Consider the following 16,093-nt stretch of genomic DNA (forward strand, 5'->3'; position numbering starts at 1 on the left):
TCGGGTCAGGTCAGCAGGGCGGGAACGGCCCGGTCCAGGGTGGCGGAGACACGGTCCCAGGTGGCGTGGTCGCGCTCGACCGGAGCGAGCGTCTCCCCCTCGCCGGTCCGCCAGGCGGTGGCGACCGCCACGGGGTCCTCGCCGGTGGCGGCGCCCGCGGCCAGCGCGGCCGCGCCGAGGGCGACGAGCTCGGTGGAACGGGGAAGGACGACGGGCCGCCCGGAGAGCCGGCGGACCGTCTCCACCCACATCCGCCCCTGGGCGCCGCCGCCGATCAGCCGCAGCGGAGCGTCCGCGTCCACCGGGCCGGGCAGGGCGTCGAGGGCCCGCAGCACGGTGAAGACGGCGCCCTCGTAGGCCGCGCCGAGCAGCTGCCGGGACGTGGTGGCGTGACGCAGCCCGGTGAGCAGCCCGGCGGCACCCGGCAGGTCCGGGGTGCGCTCCCCGTCGAGGTAGGGCAGCAGGACGGCCTCGCCGCCGGGCACGGCGTCCTCGCGGTCCAGGCCGAGCAGCTCGGCGACCCGGTCGACGGCGAGCGTGCAGTTGAGGGTGCAGCCCAGTGGCAGGTAGGTGCCGTCGGCGGCGGCGAATCCGGCCAGCGCGGCCACGGCGGGCCGCGCCCGGGTCGCGGCGAAGACGGTGCCGGAGGTGCCCAGGGAGACCACGGGGTGGTCGAGCAGCCCGGCGCCGCCCAGGCCCAGCCCGACGGCGGCGGCCATGTTGTCGCCGGTGCCCGCGGCGACGGCGATGCCTTCCGGCAGGCCCAGCGCGGCGGCGGCCGAAGCGGTCAGCGAACCCACCCGGGCGGCGCCGGTCGCGGCGACGGTGGGGAGCAGCGCGGTGTCCAGGCCGAGGAGTTCCAGGAGCCGGGGGTCGTAGGCGCCGGTCGCGGTGTTGTACCAGCAGGTGCCGGAGGCGTCGCCCGGATCGGTGGCGGCGACGCCGGCCAGCCGTTCGGTGAGGAAGTCGTGGGGGAGGCGGACGGCCGCGGCGGCGTCTGCGGTGTGCGGTTCGTTCTCGCGCAGCCACTGCCACTTGGAGGCGGTCATGGAGGCGACGGGCACCGAGCCGGTCCGCTCCAGCCACTCCGGGACGCCGAGCCTCGCGGTGAGCGCGGCGGCCTGGGGGGCGGAGCGGGTGTCGTTCCACAGCAGGGCGGGGCGCAGCGGCCGCCCGGCACCGTCCAGGACGACCAGCCCGTGCTGCTGTCCGGCGACCGCGATGCCGGTGACGGCATGCCCACCGGCACCGGACTGCGCCAGCCCCGCGGCGACGGCGTCGGCCAGGGCCCCCCACCACGACGTGGGGTCGCTCTCGCGCGCACCGGCCTCACCGCTCACCGTATGGGCCGCCCGGCCCACGGCCAGAAGCCGGCCGGAGGCGGCGTCCACCACGGCCGCCTTGGTGGACTGCGTGGAGCTGTCCACGCCGATCACAACTTGGTCCATTTTTTGATCGTACACAAAACAAATTGAAGGACGGTAGAGCTCCGGCCCTTCGGGCAAGAGGAGACACGCCCTGTTCCAGGTCTTGGCGAGAACCCTCCGATCGCGTATTAGTGTATTAGTAATGTCAGAAAACAAATGGCATCCGTCACCACGCCTGAGGGGTCAGAACATGTCGGAACGCTTCACCCCCACCCCCGAGGACACCTTCACGTTCGGTCTGTGGACCGTCGGATGGCAGGGGGCCGACCCGTTCGGCACCGCCACCCGCCCGGCCCTCGACCCGGTCGAGTCGGTGGAGCGGCTCGCGGCGCTCGGCGCGTACGGCGTGACGTTCCACGACGACGACCTCATTCCGTTCGGCAGCCCGGACAGCGAGCGCGAGGCCATCGTCAAGCGCTTCCGCGACGCGCTGGACCGCACCGGCATGAAGGTGCCGATGGCCACCACGAACCTCTTCACCCACCCGGTCTTCAAGGACGGCGGGTTCACCGCCAACGACCGCGACGTCCGCCGCTACGCCCTGCGCAAGACCCTCCGCAACATCGACCTGGCAGTCGAGCTCGGCGCCACCACCTACGTCGCCTGGGGCGGTCGCGAGGGGGCCGAGTCCGGCGCCGCCAAGGACGCCCGCGTCGCCCTCGACCGCATGAAGGAGGCGTTCGACCTCCTCGGCCAGTACGTCACCGAGCAGGGCTACGACCTCCGTTTCGCCATCGAGCCCAAGCCCAACGAGCCGCGCGGCGACATCCTGCTGCCCACCATCGGCCACGCCCTCGCCTTCATCGAGCGCCTGGAGCGCCCCGAGCTCGTCGGCGTCAACCCCGAGACCGGCCACGAGCAGATGGCGGGCCTGAACTTCCCCCACGGCATCGCCCAGGCGCTGTGGGCCGGGAAGCTCTTCCACATCGACCTCAACGGCCAGTCCGGCATCAAGTACGACCAGGACCTCCGCTTCGGCGCGGGCGACCTGCGCCAGGCGTTCTGGCTGGTCGACCTGCTGGAGAGCGCCGGATACGCCGGCCCGCGCCACTTCGACTTCAAGCCCGTGCGCACCGACGGCTTCGACGGCGTGTGGGAGTCGGCCAGGAACTGCATGCGCAACTACCTCATCCTCAAGGAGCGCGCCGCGGCCTTCCGCGCGGACCCCGAGGTCCAGGAGGCGCTGACCGCCTCGCGCCTCCACGAGCTCGCGCTGCCCACCGCCGAGGACGGCCTGGCAGGACTGCTCGCCGACACCTCCTCGTACGAGGACTTCGACGTCTCCGCGGCCGCGGAACGGTCCATGGCCTTCGAACGCCTCGACCAGCTCGCCATGGAGCACCTGCTCGCGGTCCGCTGACCCCGGCGGGACAAAGCTCCCGGACCACGCGGCGGACGTCCGCCCGGCAGACCGCCGGCGGAGCGGGCCACGGCTCAGGCCGTGACCCGCTCCGCGTGTCCGGCGGGGTCCGCCACCACGTCCCGCACGACGAGCGCCGCCGCGCCCCGTGCCGCGTCACCCGACGACGACGAGGCCCGCAGCCGCCCGCTGCCCGCCGGCCAGAGCCCCGACACGACCCGGCCGGTCAGCTCCAGGTCCGCCGCCGGCCCCAGCCACGGCATCAGCGGCCGGTAGATCCCGCCGAGCACCACCGCGTCCGGATCGAGCAGGTTCACCGCCCCCGACAGCACCCGGCCCAGCATCCCCCCGGCGCGCTCCAGCGCCGCCACCGCCCGCGCGTCGCCGCCACGGGCCCTCTTCTCCAGCTCCTCGACCCCGGTCGTCCCGGTCCGCTCGTCGATCCCCGCGCCGCGCAACAGGGCCGACTGACCCGCGTACTGCTCCAGGCACCCGCGCGAGCCGCACCGGCATCCGGGCCCCTCGGCGTCCACCACGACGTGCCCGATCTCCCCGGCGAAGCCGTGGGCGCCGCGCATCAGCTCACCGTCGACGACGAGGGCGCCGCCCACCCCGATCTCCCCGGTCAGATACACGAAGCTGCGCACCCGTTCCAGGCCGCCGAACCAGAGCTCGGCCAGGGCCGCCGCGTTCGCCTCGTTGTCCGACCCCACCGGCAGTGCCCGCCGGCCGGGCCGCAGGGCGGACAGCGCCCGGGCGAACAGCCCCTCGGCCGCCACCCGGTTCCAGCCCAGGTTCGGGGCCTGGCGCACGGTGCCCCCGGACACCAGCCCCGGCAGCGCGAGCCGCGCCCCCGCGGGGCGGAGGTCCTGCTCGGCCGCCGACTCCAGCGTGCGGGCCGCGATCCGGGCCGCCCGCGCCAGCACCTCGGCGGGCTCGACGCCCCGGTTGTCCAGGTGCTCGGTCAGCCGCACCCGGTCGGTGCCCGCGAGATCCACGACACACACGGAGACGTAATCGATGTTGATCTCCACACCGAGCCCGGCGGGCCCGGTGCGCGCCACCCGCAGGGCGGTGCCGGGCCGCCCCGCGTGCCCGCTGAACGTCTTGCCCGACTCGGTCAGGAACCCGCTGCTCAGCAACTGCTCCACCAGCGACGACACGGCCGCCCGCGTCAGCCCCACGCGGGCCGCGACCGCCGCCCTCGTCGCCTCGCCCTCGTCGTGCACGGCCCGCAGCACCAGACTCAGGTTGTGCCGGCGCACGGAGGCCTTGTCTGCCTTGGGCTGCAGCGGATCCAGACTGTTCTTCATCGTGCGGCCGAGCCTATGCGACGCGCCCAAGGGCGCCCCCGGCCGGACGGACCCATACAGAAGCGCGGGCCCCGGCCTTCCGGCCGGAACCCGCGCTCCTGTTTCTCTGTGTCCGAGGGGGGACTTGAACCCCCACGCCCGATAAAGGGCACTAGCACCTCAAGCTAGCGCGTCTGCCATTCCGCCACCCGGACAAGGTGTCTGTCTCGCGGCCCTGGGCCGTTCCGACGTGGAAAACCATAGCAAACATTCGGAGCGCCCGATCACGCCCCGGGGCCCGGGCGGGAAGCCCGTGTGACAGGCGTATGTCGGGCCGGGCTCGCCCTTGGGCACCGGCCCGGGGAGGTGGAGGATGAGGGGGACCACCAGCACCGACGCGGGAGGAACCAGCGTGAGCGAGTCGAGCACGGCGCGGACCGTCACCGGAGAGGACGAGGTCGTCGACCTCTGCCGGGATCTGATCCGGATCGACACCAGCAACTACGGCGACCACTCGGGACCGGGGGAGCGGGCGGCCGCCGAGTACGTCGCCGAGAAGCTCGCCGAGGTGGGCCTCGAACCGAAGATCATCGAGTCCCACAAGGGGCGCGCCTCCACCGTCGCCCGGATCGAGGGCGAGGACCCCTCCCGCCCGGCTCTCCTGATCCACGGCCACACCGACGTGGTGCCCGCCAACGCGGAGGACTGGACCCACCACCCCTTCTCCGGGGAGATCGCCGACGGCTGCGTCTGGGGCCGGGGCGCGGTCGACATGAAGGACATGGACGCCATGACCCTCGCGGTCGTACGGGACCGGCTGCGCAGCGGCCGCAAGCCCCCGCGCGACATCGTGCTGGCGTTCCTCGCCGACGAGGAGGCCGGCGGCACGTACGGCGCTCGGCACCTCGTCGACAAGCACCCGGATCTCTTCGAGGGCGTCACGGAGGCGATCGGCGAGGTCGGCGGCTTCTCGTTCACCGTCAACGAGAACCTGCGCCTGTACCTGGTCGAGACGGCGCAGAAGGGCATGCACTGGATGCGGCTCACCGTGGACGGCACCGCCGGGCACGGTTCGATGACCAACAGCGACAACGCCATCACCGAGCTCTGCGAGGCCGTGGGCCGGCTCGGCCGGCACACCTGGCCGGTACGGGTGACCAAGACCGTGCGGTCCTTCCTCGACGAGCTCTCCGACGCCCTCGGCACCCCGCTGGACCCGGAGGACATGGAGGCGACGCTCGCCAAGCTCGGCGGCATCGCCAAGATGATCGGTGCGACCCTGCGCAACTCGGCCGCCCCGACCATGCTCGGCGCGGGCTACAAGGTCAACGTGATCCCGGGCCAGGCGACGGCCCACGTCGACGGGCGCTTCCTGCCCGGTCACGAGGAGGAGTTCCTGGCCGACCTCGACCGTATCCTCGGCCCGCGCGTCAGGCGCGAGGACGTGCACGGCGACAAGGCCCTGGAGACCACCTTCGACGGGGACCTGGTGGATGCCATGCAGTCGGCGCTCAAGGCCGAGGACCCGATCGCCCGCGCCGTGCCGTACATGCTCTCCGGCGGCACCGACGCCAAGTCCTTCGACGACCTCGGTATCCGCTGCTTCGGCTTCGCCCCCCTGAAGCTGCCGCCGGAGCTGGACTTCGCCGGGATGTTCCACGGCGTGGACGAGCGGGTGCCGGTGGACGGGCTGAAGTTCGGTGTGCGGGTGCTGGACCGCTTCATCGACGCGAGCTGAGCGCCCGCGCCGCCCGCCGGGCCGGGTGCCGCGCCGCCGCCGGGCCGGGGAACGGACGCGGGCCGGGTGCCGCGCCGCCTGCCGGACCGGGTGCCGCGCCGCCTGCCGGACCGGGTGCCGTGGCGCCCGCCGGACCGGGTGCCGTGGCGCCCGCCGGGTCGGGGAACGGACGCGGTCCGGGAGCCGGTCCCGGCCGCGGCACCGGACCGTGCCGCGGCCGGGAAACGCCTGTCCGGAAGGGTGAATCCCCTGGTCGGGGCGGTGATCCCCGCTCCGGGGCCGGAACCCCGTCCGGCGGATACGCGCCGGAACGGGTGAATAGTCGGCTGAAACGAAACTCCAATAATCGACTGCCTGTACGCACCTGACCGGAAAGGGTGAACGCCGTCACCGGCTCGTAGCTCCCTTACTTCCTCCTCGTTACAGGGAGTGCGGTCCGCGGCTGGGATCGCATTTGCCAACGAGGAGGAACAATGATCAAGAAGGTCGCCGCTGTCGCGGCTGCCACTGGTGGTCTGATGCTCGCCGGTGCGGGCATGGCCGTCGCCGACGCGGGTGCGCAGGGTGCCGCGGTGGGCTCCCCGGGCGTCGTCTCGGGCAACGTCATCCAGGTTCCGGTGCACGTGCCGGTCAACGTCTGCGGCAACACGATCAACGTCGTCGGGCTGCTGAACCCGACCTTCGGCAACACCTGCGTCAACGGCTGACGTTGCGCCTCGACCCGTGAGGGTCTGAGCCCGGCCGGCCCCGGAGCGCGCGCCATGCGCTCCGGGGCCGGCGGGCATTCGGCCCCCGGGTGCTGTGCCCGGGGGTATGACGGAAGCCTAGAAGGCAGGGAACTAGCTATGCGACAGGTCACGCGAAAGGGCCTGACCATCGTGGCGGCCGCGGGCGGCGTGCTCGCCCTCGGTGGCGGGTACGCACAGGCGCACACCGGAGCGGGTGCCCATGGGGGCGCCGCGAATTCCCCGGGCGTCGCGTCCGGGAACTCCGTCCAGGTGCCGGTGAGCGTTCCGGTGAACGCCTGCGGCAACAGTGTGAACGTGGTGGGGGCCCTCAACCCCTCCTTCGGGAACAAGTGCGTCAACCGGTCCAGTGGCGCCAAGGCCACGGGCGGCACCAGCAACTCGCCGGGCGTCGCGTCCGGCAACAACGTCCAGGCGCCGGTCCACGTCCCGGTGAACGCCTGCGGCAACAGTGTGGACGTCGTCGGAGCGCTGAACCCGACGTTCGGCAACGGCTGCGCGAACGGTGGGGACACGCCGTCGGAGCCGGGGAACCCCGGCAACCCGGGGAACCCCGGTAACCCCGGCAACCCGGGTAACCCTGGCAACCCCGGTAACCCCGGTAACCCCGGCAACCCCGGTAACCCCGGCAACCCCGGTACTCCGGACGAGCCCGGTACGCCCGACGAGCCCGGTACCCCGGACGAGCCCGGCACGCCGATCGAGCCGAACAAGCCGGCCCCGCAGACCGTCACGCCGCCGCAGGCGGACGACGAGCTCGCGCACACCGGCAGCGGTCCGCTCGACATGCTGATCCCGGCCAGCGTCGGCCTGCTGCTCGGGGGCGCGGTCCTCTACCGCCGCTCCCGTCGGTCCGCGTAACCGGCACGCCACTCGACACGCACACGACGGAGCGGGCCCCGCCGATGGGGGCCCGCTCCGTCCTGCTTCTGCTCGCTCTCAGCTCACTCGTCACCTCACCAGGTGGCACGGACCTGACGGATGATGCGCCGGCGCAGCCGCACCCTGCGGCTGCCGTCCCGGTGCAGACTCAGTCGGTCCAACTCCCAGTGTCCGTACTCGGCATGGTCGGTCAGCAGACGGGTCGCCTCCTTGCGGGAGACCCCGCGAGGTACGTACACGTCGACAAATTCGTATTCCGGCATCGCATCTATTGTGCGGGCAGAGGCCCGGTACGGATAGCGTCTGCACTATGTCTGATGCTGCGCAGCCCACCGCTGCCGAGGTACGTGCCGCCGCCGAGGCGGTCAAAGCCGCACTGGACCGTCACCTGGAGGCGGTCGAGAACCGCACGGGTGATGACGACCCGGCCGTCTATGCCGCCTTCAACGCCCTCGCCTCCGCGGCCGAGGCGTACGACGAGCGGCTCTATGACCGCTACGACGAGGTCACGCCCTTCGAGATCCCCGGCGTGGAGGACTCCCTCCCGCCCTACGCGGGCCCCGAGGAGCCGAACGCGCTCAGCGTGCTGATCCGCCGCGACTACGCCGTGGCGGAGCCGCAGCGGCTGCTCGCGCAGGCGCAGCGCATCGCGGACCTGGACCGGGGGGACGACCGGTCGGAGGCCGCCGCGGTGGTGGGGGCGAGCATCCATGCGGCGCTCGGCGTGCTGTTCGGCGAGTTCGAACCGGATGAGATCGCCTCCCGCCACAAGGAGTTCGGCCTGGAGGAAGGCGACTCGACGCTCTGGGTCTCGGCGGCGGACGACCTGCCCGAGCCGGGTGAGTGGCTGAGCACGCCTTTCGACCAGGCCGATCCGGGGCGGGTCATCTGCCGTTTCGACGTCAGCGCGGTCTTCGACGAGGACGACCTCGACGACGCCTCACCCGACGCCCGCTGACCTGATCGCCCGCCGGCCTGATGGCCCGTTGACCGGACGGCCGACCGCTTGTCCCGGGCGCGGGCCGGGCCCACGGCCCCGGCCCGCGCCGCGGCCCCGGTCCACGGGCTCCGGACCCGTCGGGCGGGGCACGGGCCGGGGTCGGCGCCGTGTCCGGCGGCCTACTGCTCCGCTGTGGTCAGAAGGCCCTCCAGCAGGGCGCGCAGCCGGGTGGTGCGGGGCGGGTGCGGGACCTGGGCGACCGCTCGCGGGAGGGCCTGGTCCACCCCCTGGACGACCGAGAGGTGCCGCTCGCCCCGGCCGAACGCGGTGTAGACCCAGGCGCGGTTCAGCCCCTGTACCGCGTCGCCCGGCAGCACGACGACCACAGCCGGCCAGCGCATCCCCGCCGCCTGGTGCGCGGTGAGCGCCCAGCCGTGGCGGAGCGCCGACTCGACCAGGTCCTTCGGTACCGTGACCGGCTCGCCTCCGCAGTCGAGGCGCAGGCCCTCCGCGTCCGCCGAGACCACTGTGCCCGGCACCGTCCGGCCGGGGGCGGGGGTGTGGGAGACCCGGTCGCCCGGGTCGAACCCGCCGAAACGGCCGGGCCCGGGGTTGAGCCGCTGCTTCAGTGCCGCGTTCAGGGCCCGTGTCCCCGCCGAGCCGCCGTGGCCCACGGTGATCACCTGCGTCTGGTCGGCCGAGACCCCGATCGCCCGGGGCACCGAGTCGGCCACCAGCTGGACCGTGCGGTGCACCGCTTCACCCGCGTCACGCACCGGGACGATCACGACTTCCCTGCCCGGCGCCTCGACCTGGTTCAGCTCACCGATCCCGATACCCGAGACGAGCTCGCCGAGCGGCCCCGGATCCGGCACGCGGGAGGCGATCTGCGGGCACACCCGCGACGCCAGCAGATCCGCGAAGACACGCCCGGCGCCCGCGGACCAGAGCACTCCGGGATCGCCGCTGAGCACGAGGCGGCAGCCGTCCGGCAGCGACTCGACGAGCATCGCGGCCGTCTCGACGTCCAGCTGTGGCGCGTCCAGCACGACCAGCAGGTCGAGGGCGAGCGCGCCGTCCTCGTCCCGGCCGGGGCCGCCCGTACCGGAGAGCAGGGCGGAGACCGTCACGGCGTCCGCGACCGGTCCACCCCGGCCGTGCCCGCTGTGCGTGGCCAGCGCCGCCCGCAGCCCCAGCTCCCGGGCCGTCACTGCCAGCGCGGCCGGCTCCGCGCGCGCCGCCTCGCCCCCGGTGTGCGCGACCAGCCCGTGGGCGGCGAGCGCGCGGGTCAGGTCCGTCGGTGCCGCGGCCGCCTCCCACCGGGCATCCGGGCCGCTCCTGACCAGCCGGGCGAGACCGTCGGCGAGGCTCTCCTCGGCGAGCGCGTACCGGTCGAGGCCCAGCAGTACGGGGACGGGCCCGGCGGTCTCCTCCGTCCCCGGTTCGTCCCCCTCGGGGGTCTCGGCTGCCTCGACGGCCTCGGGCGCATCGTCCGAGCCGTCGTGGAACACCAGCACCGCGCCCTCGGCCACGGCGTGCTGGACCGCCTCGTCGGGCTCGGGGACCGACCGCTCGGCCAGCGCGGCCCGCACCGCAGTCACCTCCAGCGCCGTGTGCCCCTGGAGGGCGGCCCGTTCCAGCAGCCAGCCGACGAGGGCGTCCGTCCGGCGCCCGTCCCCGGGCCCGCACTCCGCGCCCAGCAGCGCCCGGGCGAAGCCGTCGGCCTGCTCGGGGCGCACACCCGGAACGGACAGCAGCTGCCAGGGGTCCTCGCGCAGCCTGTCCGCCGCCGACTCGCCGAGCACCGTCGCCACCCGCGGCGCCAGCGCCTCGGGCGCGCCGCCCTCGGTCAGTACGGCCCGCACGGCCGCCACGGTGTCCGGCGCGGCGGAACGGGGCGGAGGGGGAGCCTGGGCGGTTACGGGCCTCGGCGGCGGGGCCGGGGCGGCAGCCGTCCGCCGGGGCGCGGCCGCCGGGGAGTCGAAGAACGCGGCGCCCGCCTCCTTGCCGCTCTCCACCGCCCGCACCGCGGCGAGCAGGTCGGCGGCCTGGCCGCTCAGCTTGCCGCCGCTCTCGACCGGCCCGCCCTTCTCGGCCTTGCGCCGCTCGATCCGCGCCCGCAGCTCCCGCTGGGCGGCCAGCTCGGCCTCCGCCTCGGACGGTCCGGCGCTGTCAGCGGCGTCCTCACCGGTCTTCCCGCCGGCGCCCTTCCCATCGTCGCCCTCACCACCGCTGTCGTCGGCGTCGTCGGTCGAAGCGTCGGCCTGGACCGTGGTGTCGACCGTGGTGTCGATCGCACTGTCCGCCGAGGCGTCGCCGACGGCGGCGTCCGCCGGGTCGGGCTGCGGCGCCGTGGTGTCCGAAGGGCCGGAGGTGTCCGAAGGGCCGGGAGCCCCGGACGGTCCGGCGGCCTCCGGCGGCGCGGCCGCCGGCTCGGCGGAACCCGAAGGCTTCTCGCCCCCGGCGGCGGGTACGGCCGCGTCCTGGTCGTCGGCCGGGATGCCGGGGGTCGCCCCGCCGGGAAGCGCGGTCACAAGGTGCTCCAGTCCTGATCGGGATAGCGGTGCACGGGCGCCGACACATCGTCGAGCGCCCGGCGGATCTCGTCAGGAAGACTAAGGGTCTCCACTGACAGTGCCGCCGCGAGCTGCTGCGCGTTGCGCGCGCCCACGATCGGCGCGGCGACGCCGGGCCGGTCCCGCACCCAGGCCAGCGCCACCTCCAGCGGGGTCGTCGCGAGCCCGTCCGCCGCCGTCACGACCGCGTCCACGATCCTGGTCGCCGCCTCGTCCAGATACGGCTCGACGAACGGCGCCAGCTGCTCCGAGGCGCCCCGGGAATCGACCGGTGTGGCGTGCCGGTACTTGGCCGTCAGCACGCCCCGCCCCAGCGGCGACGACGGCAGCAGCCCCAAACCCAGGTCCAGCGCGGCCGGCAGCACCTCCCGCTCCACGCCCCGCTGCAACAGCGAGTACTCCATCTGGGTGCTGGCCAGCCGTGACCGCACCCCGGGCGCGGCGAGCTGCCAGGTCGCCGCCTTCGCCAGCTGCCAGCCGCAGAAGTTCGACACGCCCGCGTACCGGGCGCGCCCGCTGCTCACCGCGATGTCCAGGGCCTGGAGCGTCTCCTCCAGGGGCGTGCGGGGGTCGAAGGCGTGCACCTGCCACAGGTCGACGTAGTCCGTGCCGAGCCGGGCCAGGGAGGCGTCCAGCGCCGCCAGCAGATGCCCCCGCGACCCGTCGAAGCGCCGGTCCGGGTCCGGGACGCTGCCCGCTTTCGTGGCGAGGACCAGGTCGCGCCGCGGCACCAGCCGCTCCACGAGCTGCCCGAGCACGTACTCGGCCTCGCCGCCGCCGTACACGTCCGCCGTGTCGACCAGCGTCCCGCCGGCCTCCCAGAACAGCTTCAACTGGTCGGCGGCGTCGTGCTCGGCGGTGTCGCGCCCCCAGGTGAGGGTGCCGAGCCCGATCCGGGACACGCGCAGGCCGGTACGGCCGAGATGCCTCTGCTCCATGGCCGCGAGATTACTGGCCAAGGGCCCACGCGCAGAGACCCTGTGGACAACCCCGGCCCGTGCTGCCCCCTGCCGCGTGGGGCACCCGCGCGCTAGAGTCCCCGGGCAAGTACGTTACTGGTGAGTATGTACGTCGATGAGTAAGGGGACCGGCTATGCGGCTCGGCATCAACCTCGGCTACTGGGGCGCGGGCATGGACGGCGACAACCTCGCCGTCGCGCAGGAGGCGGACCGCCTCGGCTACGACGTGTGCTGGGCGGCCGAGGCCTACGGGTCCGACGCGCCGACCGTCCTGTCCTGGGTCGCCGCGCAGACCGAGAGCATCGACGTCGGCTCCGCGATCATGCAGATCCCGGCCCGGCAGCCGGCCATGACGGCCATGACGGCCGCCACCCTCGACTCCCTCTCCGGCGGCCGCTTCCGCCTCGGCCTGGGCGTCTCGGGACCGCAGGTCTCCGAGGGCTGGTACGGCGTGAAGTTCGACAAGCCGCTCGCCCGCACCCGCGAGTACGTGGAGATCGTCCGCAAGGCGATGTCCCGCGAACGGCTGAGCTACGAGGGGCAGCACTGGACCCTGCCGCTGCCCGACGGCCCCGGCAAGCCCATCAAGCTCACCGTCCACCCGGAGCGCGAGCACATCCCGCTCTACATCGCGGCGATCGGCCCGAAGAACCTGGAACAGACCGGCGAGATCGCCGACGGCGCGCTGCTGATCTTCCCGTCGGCCGAGCACCTGGAGGACACGGCGATCCGCCACATCCGCGCGGGCCGGGAGAAGGCCGGGAAGACCATGGAGGGCTTCGACGTCACGCCGACCCTGCCGCTGGCCATCGGCGACGACGTCAAGGGCCTCGCCGACATGTTCCGCCCGTACACGGCGCTGTACGTGGGTGGCATGGGCAGCCGCAAGCAGAACTTCTACAACCAGCTGGCCCAGCGGATGGGCTACGAGAAGGAAGCCGCCGAGATCCAGGAGAAGTACCTCTCCGGCGACAAGGCGGGTGCCGCGGCCGCCGTTCCCCACCAGCTGATCGACCAGACCACCCTGCTGGGCGGGGTGGAGCGGATCGCCGAGCGGATGCAGGCGTACGCGGCGGCCGGGGTCACCACGCTGACCCTCGCCCCGGCCGGCTTCACGCTCGACGAGCGGATCGCCGCCCTGCGGGCCGGCACCGAGGCGCTGGAGCGCGCTGGCCTCGTCGAGTAGCGCGCGGGGGCCGGGCAGGCCGGCAGACGCGGAGGAAGTACTGTCTGCGGCCGTGGTGGGGGCTCGGGGGGCATCCCCGCCACGGCCGTCACGCTGGACAACGCCGGGGCGGGCCGGTCGGTTACGCCCGGCGGGCCGGGCGAGTGCCGGGCACTCCCGTTCCCCTCCTCACGCCTCCGCGCGCTCCCCCTTTCGGCGGAGCCGACCGACGTTGCTGTTGCCACGTACGCCGTACCGCATTTGACTCGACCTCTGCGGGAGTGCGGACTTCGCACGCGCGTATGGAGGTGGCAGTGATGCTTTCGGCCCGGAGCCTCTTCCAGGAGATCGTCGACGATGACGACTCCTACCGGCTGTTCTGTTCCATCGCGGCCAGCGGCGAAGCCCAGGGCGGCTGGGAGAACGCCCGGATCGCCACCCTCGTCCCGCCCGCCATGAGCGCTCTCGCCCCCAAGATCGCCCGGCATGGCGCCGACGAGGACAAGCACGGCCGCATCTTCCGCGCGCTGCTCCGCAAGCGCGGGCTCGAACCGGTGCCCGTACCACCGGAGACCGACTACACGATGCTGCTGGAGCGCAGGGGTATCGGCCTGGCCCACGACAGGCTCCGGCGCGACGAGAGGCTCACCGAGCACGACATCGTGGTCTACCTCTCGCACAGCCGGGTCACCGAACAGCGCGCATCCGACCAGATGCTCATGCTCGTGAGGTACTTCGGCGACCACCCCGAGGTCGGCAGGGGCATCAGGATGATCTCCCGGGACGAGGACAACCACCTGTCGTACTGCCACGAGGAACTGCTGCGCCTCGCCCGGGCCGGGCACGGCCGCACGATCCAGCGCACCCTGCGCGAGTGCGCCCTCGCCGAGATCGCCGTGCACCGGGACGTGAGCCTCGCCGTGATGGCGCACATGGGGCGCATCCTGCGGTGGTCGCGCGCCAGGTCGGCGGCGCTCTCGGGCGGCATCAGGGCCGTGTACGCGTACGAGCGGGCGGCCGGCTGGCGGCGCATGGCCGACCTCAGGATGCCCGAGCGGCGCGACGCCCTGGGAGGCCCGGCGGAGGCCGCGCCGGGAGAATGACGCGAGGGCGCGCCGGGCGCGCGGGGAGGGACCTCTACAGCCAGCCCCGCCGCTTGAAGAGCCGGTAGAGCCCCATGACGGCCACCGCCATCGACCCGGCGACCAGCGGATAGCCCCACGTCCAGTGGAGCTCCGGCATGTGGTCGAAGTTCATGCCGTAGACGCCCGCCACCATCGTGGGCACCGCGGCCATCGCCGCCCAGGCGGAGATCTTGCGCATGTCGTCGTTCTGCCGCACACCCATCTGCGCCAGATGGGCCGACAGGATGTCCGACAGCAGCCGGTCCAGCCCCTCCACCTGTTCGGTGGCGCGGGTCAGATGGTCGCTGACGTCCCGGAAGAACGGCTGGGCCTGCTGGCTGACGAAGGGCACGTTGCCGCTGGACAGCCGGGTCATCGGCGCGGTCAGCGGGCTCGTCGCCCGACGGAACTCCAGCACCTGGCGCTTGAAGGTGTAGATCCGCGAGGCCGTGTTCTTCGCGTCCGGGCCGGTCGGCTGGAAGACGTTCGCCTCCAGCTCCTCCAGGTCGATCTGGAGCTCGGCGGCCACGTCGATGTAGTGGTCCACGACGGCGTCGCTGATCGCGTACAGCACGGAGGTCGGCCCCTGCTTGAGCACCTCGGGCTCGGACTCCAGCCGCCGGCGGACGGCGGCGAGCGGTGCCCCCTCGCCGTGCCGCACGGTCACCACGAACGAGTCGCCTATGAACACCATGAGCTCGCCCGCGCCGACGGTGTCGTGCGTCGGGTCGTACACCACCGGCTTGAGCACCACGAACAGCGAGTCGTCGTACACCTCCAGCTTGGGCCGCTGATGCGCCTTCAGCGCGTCCTCCACCGCCAGTGGGTGCAGCCCGAACTCCTCGGAGACGTGGTCGAACTCCTTCTCCGTCGGCTCGTGCAGTCCTATCCAGAGGAACGCGTCGCCGGAGGTCCGCGCCTCGTCCAGCGCGTCGGAGAAGTCGGCCGGGCCCTCGATGCGGCGCCCGTCCCGGTAGATGGCGCAGTCCACGATCACGGCGCGTATTGTTCCCCGGCCCCGGCCACCTTGCACGTCTGCCGGGCGGCCGGTTTCCGCGATCGGCCTCCGGTCCGGCGTCGCGGACGGCCACCAAGGGGACGGGCCGGACACGATCGGCGAGACACCCCCTAGGCTGACAGGCATGGCCACGTTGATCCTCGTACGGCACGGACGTTCCACCGCCAACACCTCCGGAGTGCTCGCGGGCTGGACCCCGGGCGTCGGTCTCGACGAGCGCGGCCTCGCGCAGGCGTCCGCGCTGCCCCGACGGCTCGCCGGGGTGCCGCTCGCCGCCGCCGTCAGCAGCCCGCTCCAGCGCTGCCGGGAGACCCTCCAGCCGCTGCTGGACGCCCGCCCCCACCTGCCGCTGCACACCGACGAGCGGATCGGCGAGTGCCACTACGGCGACTGGTCGGGCCGCAAGCTCGCCGAGCTCTCCGACGAGCCGCTCATGGAGGTCGTCCAGCAGCACCCCTCCAGCGCCGCCTTCCCGGGCGGGGAGTCCATGCGCGCCATGCAGGGCCGCGCCGTCGAAGCCGTACGGGAGTGGAACGCGCGCGTGGACGCGGAGCACGGCGAGGACGCGGTCTACCTCATGTGCTCCCACGGCGACATCATCAAGTCCCTCGTCGCGGACGCCCTCGGCATGCACCTGGATCTCTTCCAGCGCATCCACGTGGAACCGTGTTCCGTGACGGCGATCCGCTACACCCGGCTGAGGCCGTTCCTCGTGCGGCTCGGCGACACCGGAGACCTCGGTGCGCTGATGCCCCGTGAGGGCACGAGCGGCGGAGCGGCGGAGGTGGGGGGCGGCGCGGGCGCACCGTGATCGCTCCGCACAGTAGGGTGGATGGGCCGTCGTGGCCCAACTTCATGATCAAGG

The 16,093-nt window shown here is 73.3% G+C and carries 14 protein-coding genes and 1 tRNA gene; 8 read left to right on the plus strand and 7 right to left on the minus strand.

Going from position 1 to position 16,093, the window contains the following annotated elements; translation table 11 throughout:
• Window positions 1–5 precede the first annotated feature (5 nt).
• Window positions 6–1,448 (minus strand): xylulokinase, encoded by a 1,443-nt coding sequence (gene xylB, locus PUR26_RS08485; RefSeq protein WP_329870748.1) that lies wholly within the window; start codon window positions 1,446–1,448, stop codon window positions 6–8.
• A 169-nt stretch (window positions 1,449–1,617) separates the two neighbouring features.
• Between xylB and xylA the strand changes: the two genes are divergently transcribed.
• Window positions 1,618–2,787, plus strand: coding sequence for a xylose isomerase (xylA, locus tag PUR26_RS08490; RefSeq protein ID WP_329870749.1), 1,170 nt, complete (start codon window positions 1,618–1,620; stop codon window positions 2,785–2,787).
• 74 nt (window positions 2,788–2,861) lie between these two features.
• On the opposite strand, the gene PUR26_RS08495 is transcribed toward xylA, so the two are convergent.
• Together PUR26_RS08495 and PUR26_RS08500 are read right to left on the minus strand one after the other, a co-directional pair.
• On the minus strand, window positions 2,862–4,100 hold the full coding sequence (locus PUR26_RS08495; RefSeq protein WP_329870750.1) for an ROK family protein: 1,239 nt from the start codon (window positions 4,098–4,100) through the stop codon (window positions 2,862–2,864).
• Between the two features lie 109 nt (window positions 4,101–4,209).
• Window positions 4,210–4,294: transfer RNA gene (locus PUR26_RS08500), tRNA-Leu, on the minus strand.
• 197 nt (window positions 4,295–4,491) lie between these two features.
• Between PUR26_RS08500 and PUR26_RS08505 the strand changes: the two genes are divergently transcribed.
• The 3 genes from PUR26_RS08505 (at window position 4,492) to PUR26_RS08515 (ending at window position 7,424) form a co-directional block, all read left to right on the plus strand.
• A complete protein-coding gene (locus PUR26_RS08505) occupies window positions 4,492–5,817 on the plus strand; it encodes a M20/M25/M40 family metallo-hydrolase (protein ID WP_329870752.1) in 1,326 nt (441 codons plus the stop codon).
• Window positions 5,818–6,290: 473 nt separating this feature from the next.
• A complete protein-coding gene (locus PUR26_RS08510) occupies window positions 6,291–6,524 on the plus strand; it encodes a chaplin (protein WP_329870754.1) in 234 nt (77 codons plus the stop codon).
• A gap of 138 nt (window positions 6,525–6,662) precedes the next feature.
• The gene (locus tag PUR26_RS08515; RefSeq protein WP_329870756.1) at window positions 6,663–7,424 is read left to right on the plus strand and encodes a chaplin; all 762 of its coding nucleotides are present in this window, start codon (window positions 6,663–6,665) and stop codon (window positions 7,422–7,424) included.
• Window positions 7,425–7,519: 95 nt separating this feature from the next.
• Here PUR26_RS08515 and PUR26_RS08520 read toward each other — a convergent pair whose 3' ends face one another.
• Window positions 7,520–7,708: a DUF5703 family protein gene (locus PUR26_RS08520; protein ID WP_005319466.1), complete on the minus strand. Its 189-nt coding sequence runs from the start codon at window positions 7,706–7,708 to the stop codon at window positions 7,520–7,522.
• Between the two features lie 47 nt (window positions 7,709–7,755).
• Here PUR26_RS08520 and PUR26_RS08525 point away from each other — a divergent pair, with 47 nt between their 5' ends.
• Window positions 7,756–8,403 (plus strand): hypothetical protein, encoded by a 648-nt coding sequence (locus tag PUR26_RS08525; RefSeq protein ID WP_329870768.1) that lies wholly within the window; start codon window positions 7,756–7,758, stop codon window positions 8,401–8,403.
• A 161-nt stretch (window positions 8,404–8,564) separates the two neighbouring features.
• Here PUR26_RS08525 and PUR26_RS08530 read toward each other — a convergent pair whose 3' ends face one another.
• Together PUR26_RS08530 and PUR26_RS08535 are read right to left on the minus strand one after the other, a co-directional pair.
• A complete protein-coding gene (locus tag PUR26_RS08530; RefSeq protein ID WP_329870770.1) occupies window positions 8,565–10,919 on the minus strand; it encodes a helix-hairpin-helix domain-containing protein in 2,355 nt (784 codons plus the stop codon).
• Window positions 10,916–11,899, minus strand: a complete 984-nt coding sequence (locus tag PUR26_RS08535) for an aldo/keto reductase (protein WP_329870771.1) — start codon at window positions 11,897–11,899, stop codon at window positions 10,916–10,918. The genes PUR26_RS08530 and PUR26_RS08535 overlap by 4 nt, the downstream gene beginning before the upstream one ends.
• A 155-nt stretch (window positions 11,900–12,054) precedes the next feature.
• On the opposite strand from PUR26_RS08535, the gene PUR26_RS08540 reads away from it, so the two are divergent.
• The gene (locus PUR26_RS08540) at window positions 12,055–13,107 is read left to right on the plus strand and encodes an LLM class F420-dependent oxidoreductase (protein ID WP_329870773.1); all 1,053 of its coding nucleotides are present in this window, start codon (window positions 12,055–12,057) and stop codon (window positions 13,105–13,107) included.
• Window positions 13,108–13,403: 296 nt separating this feature from the next.
• Window positions 13,404–14,189 (plus strand): ferritin-like domain-containing protein, encoded by a 786-nt coding sequence (locus tag PUR26_RS08545; RefSeq protein WP_329870775.1) that lies wholly within the window; start codon window positions 13,404–13,406, stop codon window positions 14,187–14,189.
• 34 nt (window positions 14,190–14,223) lie between these two features.
• On the opposite strand, the gene corA is transcribed toward PUR26_RS08545, so the two are convergent.
• Window positions 14,224–15,216 (minus strand): magnesium/cobalt transporter CorA, encoded by a 993-nt coding sequence (corA, locus tag PUR26_RS08550; RefSeq protein ID WP_329871050.1) that lies wholly within the window; start codon window positions 15,214–15,216, stop codon window positions 14,224–14,226.
• 136 nt (window positions 15,217–15,352) lie between these two features.
• Between corA and PUR26_RS08555 the strand changes: the two genes are divergently transcribed.
• A complete protein-coding gene (locus PUR26_RS08555) occupies window positions 15,353–16,039 on the plus strand; it encodes a histidine phosphatase family protein (RefSeq protein WP_329870777.1) in 687 nt (228 codons plus the stop codon).
• The last annotated feature ends 54 nt before the right edge of the window (window positions 16,040–16,093 follow it).

It is taken from the genome of Streptomyces sp. SP18CS02, assembly GCF_036322365.1.
Lineage (GTDB): Bacteria > Actinomycetota > Actinomycetes > Streptomycetales > Streptomycetaceae > Streptomyces.